The 8,185-nt window shown below is 62.9% G+C and carries 9 protein-coding genes; all 9 read left to right on the forward strand.

Features of this window, described 5'->3' with window-relative positions; genetic code table 11:
• Nucleotides 1–490 precede the first annotated feature (490 nt).
• On the forward strand, nucleotides 491–1,813 hold the full coding sequence (gene urtA / locus IF809_RS15835) for an urea ABC transporter substrate-binding protein (RefSeq protein ID WP_453995042.1): 1,323 nt from the start codon (nucleotides 491–493) through the stop codon (nucleotides 1,811–1,813).
• Between the two features lie 80 nt (nucleotides 1,814–1,893).
• Nucleotides 1,894–3,504, forward strand: a complete 1,611-nt coding sequence (gene urtB, locus IF809_RS15840) for an urea ABC transporter permease subunit UrtB (protein WP_453995044.1) — start codon at nucleotides 1,894–1,896, stop codon at nucleotides 3,502–3,504.
• Complete coding sequence (gene urtC / locus IF809_RS15845) at nucleotides 3,501–4,679, forward strand: urea ABC transporter permease subunit UrtC (RefSeq protein WP_453981913.1); 1,179 nt, start codon at nucleotides 3,501–3,503, stop codon at nucleotides 4,677–4,679. Before urtB ends, urtC begins: the two co-directional genes overlap by 4 nt.
• Complete coding sequence (gene urtD / locus IF809_RS15850; RefSeq protein ID WP_453995046.1) at nucleotides 4,676–5,437, forward strand: urea ABC transporter ATP-binding protein UrtD; 762 nt, start codon at nucleotides 4,676–4,678, stop codon at nucleotides 5,435–5,437. Before urtC ends, urtD begins: the two co-directional genes overlap by 4 nt.
• 3 nt (nucleotides 5,438–5,440) lie before the next feature.
• Nucleotides 5,441–6,136 carry an urea ABC transporter ATP-binding subunit UrtE gene (gene urtE, locus IF809_RS15855; RefSeq protein WP_128964079.1) on the forward strand — a complete coding sequence of 232 codons (696 nt, stop codon included), beginning with the start codon at nucleotides 5,441–5,443 and terminating at the stop codon, nucleotides 6,134–6,136.
• Nucleotides 6,137–6,171: 35 nt separating this feature from the next.
• Nucleotides 6,172–7,002 carry an urease accessory protein UreD gene (locus tag IF809_RS15860; protein ID WP_453995048.1) on the forward strand — a complete coding sequence of 277 codons (831 nt, stop codon included), beginning with the start codon at nucleotides 6,172–6,174 and terminating at the stop codon, nucleotides 7,000–7,002.
• 24 nt (nucleotides 7,003–7,026) lie between these two features.
• On the forward strand, nucleotides 7,027–7,329 hold the full coding sequence (locus tag IF809_RS15865; RefSeq protein WP_128964081.1) for an urease subunit gamma: 303 nt from the start codon (nucleotides 7,027–7,029) through the stop codon (nucleotides 7,327–7,329).
• A 10-nt stretch (nucleotides 7,330–7,339) separates the two neighbouring features.
• Entirely contained in the window at nucleotides 7,340–7,645 is a 306-nt protein-coding gene (locus tag IF809_RS15870; RefSeq protein ID WP_128964082.1) for an urease subunit beta, read from the forward strand.
• Between the two features lie 57 nt (nucleotides 7,646–7,702).
• On the forward strand, nucleotides 7,703–8,185 hold a 483-nt coding region (locus IF809_RS15875), incomplete at its 3' end, for an HD domain-containing protein (RefSeq protein ID WP_462837975.1).

Here is an 8,185-nt window from a genome sequence, read left to right on the forward strand (position 1 = left end):
CGGCCGACGCAATCAGCGTGGCGCGCGCAAGGGTGTCGAAAGGACACCTGCGTGTTTGGGGTGTCGGATGGCTTGGATGATATGGGGCAAGCCAGAGGCCCGTAGGGGCTTAAGAACACGCGGCTCGCTACGACCGCTCGATTCGCAAGCGATCTCCCCCGTCATATGGAACATTGACGGGGCGCTTTCAAGGCGGGTGATCACCGGATACCGCTGGTGGTGCAAAAATAGTTATGCCGGATTTTTAGCCAATAATGCAGTTTTGCCTATTAAATGGACTGATTGCTACATAAGCATACAATTTTTTTGCTCAAGTTTTGAGCGGTTAAGCGGTGCCCACAGTTCGGACGAGGCTACTTTATTTAAATCAATCAATGGGTTGTCGGGTGCTTCGCCCATGGCATGGTTCTTGCGATTCCGTTAATCGCAGGCGGCCGTGGGGCCGTTTCGCAGCGTTTTTTCACGTCTGCGTCAGGGAGATGATACATCCATGCCTACAAAATCCATTCACGATATAGCGGCGTCATTGAGCCGCCGCGGCGTGCTCGCCGCGACCGCTGGACTGATGCTCGGTCTGGCGTCCATTTCCGGCGCAAAGGCCGCGGACGACACCATCAAGGTGGGCGTCCTGCACTCGCTCTCGGGCACCATGGCCATCAGCGAAACCACGCTGAAGGACACCATCCTCTTCCTGATCGACGAGCAGAACAAGAAGGGCGGCGTGCTCGGCAAGAAGCTCGAAGCCGTCGTCGTCGATCCCGCCTCGAACTGGCCGTTGTTCGCCGAGAAGGCGCGCGAGTTGATCACCAAGGACAAGGTCGCCGTGGTGTTCGGCTGCTGGACTTCGGTCTCGCGCAAGTCGGTGCTGCCGGTGTTCAAGGAGCTCAACAACATCCTGTTCTACCCCGTGCAGTACGAGGGTGAAGAATCCGAGCGCAACGTGTTCTACACCGGCGCTGCGCCGAACCAGCAGGCGATCCCCGCCGTCGACTATCTGATGAAGGAAGAGAAGGTGAAGCGCTGGGTGCTCGCCGGCACCGACTACGTCTATCCCCGCACCACCAACAAGATCCTGGAAGCCTATCTGAAGTCGAAGGGTGTCGCCCAGGAAGACATCATGATCAACTACACGCCGTTCGGTCACTCCGACTGGCAGACGATCGTGGCCGACATCAAGAAGTTCGGCTCGGCCGGCAAGAAGACGGCGGTGGTCTCGACCATCAACGGCGACGCCAACGTTCCGTTCTACAAGGAGCTCGGCAACCAGGGCATCAAGGCCAAGGACATCCCGGTGGTCGCGTTCTCGGTGGGTGAGGAAGAGCTCGCCGGCATCGACACCAAGCCGCTGGTCGGCCATCTCGCAGCCTGGAACTATTTCGAGTCGATCAAGACCCCGGCGAACGAGAAGTTCATCAAGGATTGGCAGGCCTACACCAAGAACCCGAAGCGTACGACCAACGATCCGATGGAAGCCCACGTGATCGGCTTCAACATGTGGGTGAAGGCGGTCGAGAAGGTGAAGTCGACCGATCCGGACAAGGTGATCGATGCGCTTCCCGGCATCGAAACGCCGAACCTCACCGGTGGCGTCGCCAAGATGCTTCCGAACCACCACATCACCAAGCCGGTGTTCATCGGCGAGATCAAGGGCAACGGCCAGTTCGATGTTGTCTGGAAGACCCCGAGCCTCGTCCCCGGCGACGCCTGGTCGAAGGAGCTCGACGGCTCCAAGGACCTGATCGGCGATTGGGTCGGCAAGAAGTGCGGCAACTACAACACCAAGACCAACAAGTGCCTCGGCTCCGGTTCATGATCCGGATCTGACATTCGACTGCACGCTGGGAGAAGACGGCGATTCCGCCGCCTTCTCCCCACTTCTGCCGGGGTGATCCAGTGCCAACCAAACTATCTGCTCGTCTTTCGACGTTTGTTCTCTCGCTATTCCTGATCGCGTTCGCGCTGCCGGCCCTTGCCGGTCCCTTCGAGGATGCGGTCGCCAAATTCGCCAACGACGATTTTTCCGAGACGGATGAGGCGATCGGCGCCGTCGCCAGCAGCGGCAACAAGCTCGCCTTTCCGATCATCAGCGCGCTCCAGGACGGCCGCCTCATGGCCGATCCCGATAGCAAGAAGGTTTACGTCACCGGCACCGACGGCAAGTCGATCGATGCCGCGACCGGTGAGGCCGTCGCCAGCGTGCCCGACAGCGCCAGCGCCGTTCGCCTCAACAATCGCCTGCGCCGCAGCGTCGATGCCGCACTCGGCAGCCTGACGCTTCAGTCGCCGGATCTCGGCGCGCGGCTCCAGGCCGCGCAGTCGGTCTTCAAGTCGCACGAAGAGACCGCGCTCGAACCCGTCGAAAGCGCGCTCGCCAAGGAGACCAACCGATCCGTCAAGACCGCGCTCGGCGAAGCGCGCGCGGCGATCCTGCTGTTCAAGTCCGACGCCACCGAAGTGCAGAAGCTCGAGGCCGTCGCCACCATCAGGGCGCGTGGCGACCAGGAAGCGCTGGCGCTGCTGTCCGACATCGGGACCGATCAGCCGGCCTCCGTCGCCAAGGCCGCGACCAGCGCGATCGGCTCGATCCAGAACACGCTCGCGATCTGGTCCACGGTGCAGAACGCCTGGTACGGCCTGTCGCTCGGCTCGGTGCTGCTGCTCGCGGCGATCGGGCTCGCCATCACCTTCGGCGTGATGGGCGTCATCAACATGGCCCATGGCGAGATGGTGATGATCGGAGCCTACACCACCTTCGTGGTGCAGGAGGTGATCCGCACCCGTTATCCCGCCTTGTTCGACTATTCGCTGCTGATCGCGGTGCCGCTGGCCTTCCTCGTCGCCGGCGGCATCGGCGTGCTGATCGAGCGCAGCATCATCCGCTTCCTCTACGGCCGTCCGCTGGAGACGCTGCTCGCGACCTGGGGTCTGTCGCTGGTGCTGCAGCAGGCGGTGCGCACCATGTTCGGCCCGACCAACCGCGAGGTCGGCAATCCCTCATGGATGAGCGGCGCCTTCGAACTTGGCCAGATCACCATCACCTACAACCGGCTCTGGATCCTCTGCTTCACGCTTGCGGTGTTCGCGGTCCTGCTCGCCATGCTGCGCTACACCGCGCTCGGCCTCGAGATGCGCGCGGTGACGCAGAACCGCCGCATGGCGGCCTCGATGGGCATCGCCACCTCGCGCGTCGATGCGCTGACCTTCGGGCTCGGCTCGGGCATCGCCGGCATCGCCGGCGTGGCGCTGTCCCAGATCGACAACGTCAGCCCCAATCTCGGCCAGAGCTACATCATCGACAGTTTCATGGTCGTAGTGTTTGGTGGGGTCGGCAATCTCTGGGGCACTTTAGTCGGCGCCTTTACGCTCGGCATCGCCAACAAGTTCCTTGAGCCGGTCGCCGGCGCGGTGCTCGGCAAGATCGCCATCCTGGTCCTGATCATCCTGTTCATTCAAAAACGCCCGCGCGGCCTGTTCGCGCTCAAGGGCCGTGCGGTGGAAGCATGACCCCTCACATGCTGACGCGATCGCTGGACCGCGGCGCGGCGATCTTCCTGATGATCGTCGCCGCCTGCGGCATCCTGATCCCGCTCTCCAACCTGCTGCTACCGGCGGGCTCGGTGCTGCAAGTGCCGACCTATCTGGTCGCGCTCTGGGGCAAATATGTCTGCTACGCCATCCTTGCGCTCTCGATCGACCTGATCTGGGGCTATTGCGGCATCCTCTCGCTCGGCCACGGCGCCTTCTTCGCGCTCGGTGGCTACGCGATGGGCATGTACCTGATGCGGCAGATCGGCACCCGCGGCGTCTACGGCAACCCTGTCCTGCCCGACTTCATGGTGTTCCTGAACTGGCAGAAGCTGCCCTGGTACTGGTACGGCTTCGACATGTTCTGGTTTGCGGCACTGATGGTGTTGATAGTGCCGGGCCTGCTCGCGTTCTGCTTCGGCTGGCTCGCCTTCCGCTCCCGCGTCACCGGCGTGTATCTGTCGATCATCACCCAGGCGATGACCTATGCGCTGCTGCTCGCCTTCTTCCGCAACGATTTCGGCTTTGGCGGCAACAACGGCCTGACCGATTTCAAGGATATCATGGGCTTCAATGTCCAGGCCGAAGGCACCCGCGCCGCACTGTTCGCGCTGAGCTGCCTGGCGCTGATCGGAAGCTTCCTGATCTGCCGCGCCGTGGTGTCCTCCAAGCTGGGAAAGGTGCTGATCGCGATCCGCGATGCGGAATCGCGCAGCCGTTTCCTCGGTTACCGCGTGGAATCCTACAAGCTGTTCGTGTTCACGCTGTCGGCCTGCATGGCCGGTGTTGCCGGCGCGCTCTATGTGCCGCAGGTCGGCATCATCAACCCATCCGAATTCGCTCCGGGCAATTCGATTGAGGCGGTGATCTGGGTGGCGGTCGGCGGCCGCGGCACGCTGGTCGGCGCGGCGCTCGGCGCCATCGTCGTCAACTACGCCAAGACCTTCTTCACCTCGGGCGTATTGGCGCCGTACTGGCTGTTCATGCTGGGTGCGCTGTTCATCCTGGTGACGCTGCTGCTGCCCAAGGGCATTGTCGGCACCTTCAACGCCTGGCGCGATCAGTCGAAAGAGAAGCGCTCTGCTTCAGCCGCTGCAAGTGCGGCTGCCGAAGACGGCGTCACCGAAGCCAAAATGGCGGAGGAGCGGTCATGAACGTCATGGACACCCGCGCGACCTCCGCGATGCTCTATCTCGACGGCGTGCACGTCTCGTTCGACGGCTTTCACGCCATCAACAATCTGTCGCTGACGCTCGAGCCCGGCGAGATGCGCGCCATCATCGGCCCCAACGGTGCCGGCAAGACTACGATGATGGACATCATTACCGGCAAGACCAAGCCCGACGAGGGCACGGTGCTGTTCGACGGCGTCACCGACCTGACGCGCCTCGACGAGACGCGCATCGCCGAGCTCGGCATCGGCCGCAAATTCCAGAAACCGACGGTGTTCGAGAGCCAGACCGTCCAGGACAATCTGCTGCTCGCGCTCAATGTCGATCACAGCGTCAAGGGCACACTGTTCTGGCGCGGCAGCAGGGCCGAGTCGGAACGCATCGACAAGGTGCTGGAGACGATCCGCCTCACCGACGCCCGCAACCGCCTCGCCGGCAGCCTCAGCCATGGTCAGAAGCAGTGGCTCGAGATCGGCATGCTGCTGGCGCAGGACCCGAAGCTGCTGCTGGTCGACGAGCCCGTGGCCGGCATGACCGACGTCGAGACCCATCTCACCGCCGAGCTCCTCAAAGAGATCAACAAGACCCACACCGTCATGGTGGTCGAGCACGACATGACGTTCGTACGCGAACTCGGTGTCAAGGTGACGTGTCTGCACGAAGGCGCGGTGCTCGCGGAAGGAACCATTGACCAGGTCTCGTCCAACGAGCGGGTCATCGAAGTCTATTTGGGACGCTGAACGATGCTTGAGGTCAAGGACATCAACCTGTTCTACGGCGCTGCGCAGGCGCTGCGCGGCGTTTCGATCGCGGCCGAGCCGGGCAAGGTGACATGCGTGCTCGGGCGTAACGGCGTCGGCAAGACCTCGCTGCTGCGCGCCATGGTCGGGCAATATCCAATCTCCTCGGGCGCAATCGTGTTCGACGGCGCCGATATTACCGGCCTCAAGCCGTATGAACGGGCGCGCAAGGGCATCGGCTTCGTGCCGCAGGGCCGCGAGATCTTTCCGCTGTTGACGGTCGAGGAGAACCTCAAGACCGGTTTCGGTCCTCTCAAGCGCCAGGACCGGAACATCCCGGACGACGTGTTCTCGCTGTTTCCGGTGCTGCAATCGATGCTCGGCCGTCGCGGCGGCGATCTCTCCGGCGGTCAGCAGCAGCAGCTTGCGATCGGTCGCGCGCTGGTGATGCGGCCTAAATTACTGCTGCTCGACGAGCCGACCGAGGGCATCCAGCCCTCGATCATCAAGGACATTGGCCGGGCCATCTCCTACTTGCGCAATCTCGGCAACATCGCCATCGTGCTGGTCGAACAATATCTCGACTTTGCCTGCGAACTCGGCGACAGTTTCGCGGTGATGGATCGCGGCGCGGTGAAGTTCACCTGCGACCGATCCAATCTCGATCCAAGCGAGATCAGCCGCCAGATGGCGCTGTAGGAAGAAATCCTGCCGCAACCGGCGAGGGGAGACGGATGCGCAGCGATGCTTTGGCGGCATCTTCGGTGTTCGAAGCCAATCGCGCCAGGGGCGTGGTGCGTTTCGACGTGCATGCCCGCGACGGCGTGACGCGGCGCGGCGCCTTGCATGAATCCGGCTCGCTCCGCGTGCGCTTTCCCTCGCCGGAGGACGATGGTCTGTCCGGCGTGTTCGTCAACACGGCCGGTGGTGTTGCCGGTGGTGATCGCTTCGACATCGAGATCTCGGCCGCAGAGGCTGCGCGTTTGACGCTGACGACGGCCGCCGCGGAAAAGATCTATCGCGCGCCGAGCGCCGCGGCGCAGCTCAATATTTCCTTGAAAGTCGGCGCTGGCGCGCATCTCGGCTGGCTGCCGCAGGAGACGATCCTGTTCGATCGTGCGCGTGTCCATCGTCGCTTCGACATCGAGCTCGACGAGGCCGCCTCGCTCATGCTTTGCGAAATCGTCGTGTTCGGCCGCGCCGCCATGGGCGAGCGGATGGAGCAGGGGGAGTTCGTCGACCGCTGGCGGCTGTCCCGTGGCGGCAGGCTGGTCTTTGCCGAGACCATCAGGCTCGACGGCACTATCGGCGCGAAGCTGGCCCGATCCGCCGTCGCCAAGGCTGGTGCCGCGATCGGCACGGCGCTGATCGTGCCCGGCGATGAAGCTTTGGTCGAACGCATCCGCGAGGCATCGGAAGCTTTCGCCGGCGAGGTCGGGATATCCGCCTGGAATGGCTTTGCAATAGCGCGGTTCTGTGCCCAAGATGCGGCGCGTTTGCGCTCCGACATGATGACCGTGCTGGCGCGCACCGGCGCGGCCTTGCCGCGGCTCTGGCTGAATTGAAGTGTTGAACCGAAGAGATTTCGCATGAACCTGTCTCCCCGCGAAAAGGACAAGCTTCTGATCTCGATGGCGGCCATCGTGGCGCGCCGCAGGCTGGATCGCGGCGTCAAGCTCAACCATCCCGAGGCGATCGCGATCATCTCCGACTTCATCCTCGAGGGCGCGCGTGACGGCCGCACGGTCGCCGAGCTGATGCAGTCAGGCGCGCAGGTGCTCACCCGCGAGCAGGTCATGCCTGGCATCCCCGAGATGATTCACGACATCCAGGTCGAAGCGACATTTCCTGACGGCACCAAGCTCGTCACCGTGCATGAACCGATCCGATAGGAAAATAGACATGATCCCCGGCGAACTCTTCATCCAGGACGGCGAGATCGAACTCAATGCCGGTCGCAAGACCGTGACGCTGACGGTGGCGAACACCGGCGACCGCCCGATCCAGGTCGGCTCGCACTATCATTTCTTCGAAACCAACCCCGCGCTGAAATTCGATCGCAAGAAAGCTCGCGGCATGCGCCTCGACATCGCCGCCGGTACTGCGGTCCGCTTTGAGCCCGGTCAGACCCGGGAAGTTCAGCTGGTCGCCATGGCGGGGAAGAAGACCATCTACGGCTTCCGGGGCGAGGTGATGGGGAAGCTGTGAGCGGCGCAGGAACGAGCGCGATGCGGCATCGTTGAGGCGAAAACGGAGGAGTTTGCCATGCTGTCACCCGTCCGCCTCGTTTCCGAAGCCGCAGAGCTCGCCGCACGCCTTCACAAGGGCATGGCGCGCAAGGGGCGCGGCAAGGAGCCTTACATCAACCATCTCGCCGAAGTTGCTAACCTGCTTGCGACTGCTACCGACGGCGCCGACGCCGAGCTCGTCGCCGCCGGCTGGCTGCACGATTCGGTCGAGGATACCGACACCGAGCCCGAGGAACTGGCGCAGAAGTTTTCTGAACGCGTCGCCGCTCTTGTCCTCGAATGCACCGATGATATGAGCCTGTCGAAGGCCGAGCGGCGGAGCAGGCAGGTGGTCGATGCGCCAAACAAATCCGCCGGCGCCAAGCTGATCAAGATCGCCGACAAGGTCAGCAACATCGGGGCGCGGATTCATCCCGATCCAACCACCGAAGAGCGCGACGATCTTCTCGATTACGTCGATTGGGCCGAGCAGGTCGTCGCCGGCTGCCGCGGAGGCAAT

The sequence above is a fragment of the Bradyrhizobium sp. UFLA06-24 genome, from assembly GCF_054967145.1.

What these genes read in the sequence shown, in the direction of transcription:
- IF809_RS15860 (WP_453995048.1), top strand. Translation starts at nt 6,172, where the DNA reads ATGCGCAGCGATGCTTTGGCGGCATCTTCGGTGTTCGAAGCCAATCGC.
- urtA (WP_453995042.1), top strand. Translation starts at nt 491, where the DNA reads ATGCCTACAAAATCCATTCACGATATAGCGGCGTCATTGAGCCGCCGC.
- urtE (WP_128964079.1), top strand. Translation starts at nt 5,441, where the DNA reads ATGCTTGAGGTCAAGGACATCAACCTGTTCTACGGCGCTGCGCAGGCG.
- urtC (WP_453981913.1), top strand. Translation starts at nt 3,501, where the DNA reads ATGACCCCTCACATGCTGACGCGATCGCTGGACCGCGGCGCGGCGATC.
- IF809_RS15870 (WP_128964082.1), top strand. Translation starts at nt 7,340, where the DNA reads ATGATCCCCGGCGAACTCTTCATCCAGGACGGCGAGATCGAACTCAAT.
- IF809_RS15865 (WP_128964081.1), top strand. Translation starts at nt 7,027, where the DNA reads ATGAACCTGTCTCCCCGCGAAAAGGACAAGCTTCTGATCTCGATGGCG.
- urtD (WP_453995046.1), top strand. Translation starts at nt 4,676, where the DNA reads ATGAACGTCATGGACACCCGCGCGACCTCCGCGATGCTCTATCTCGAC.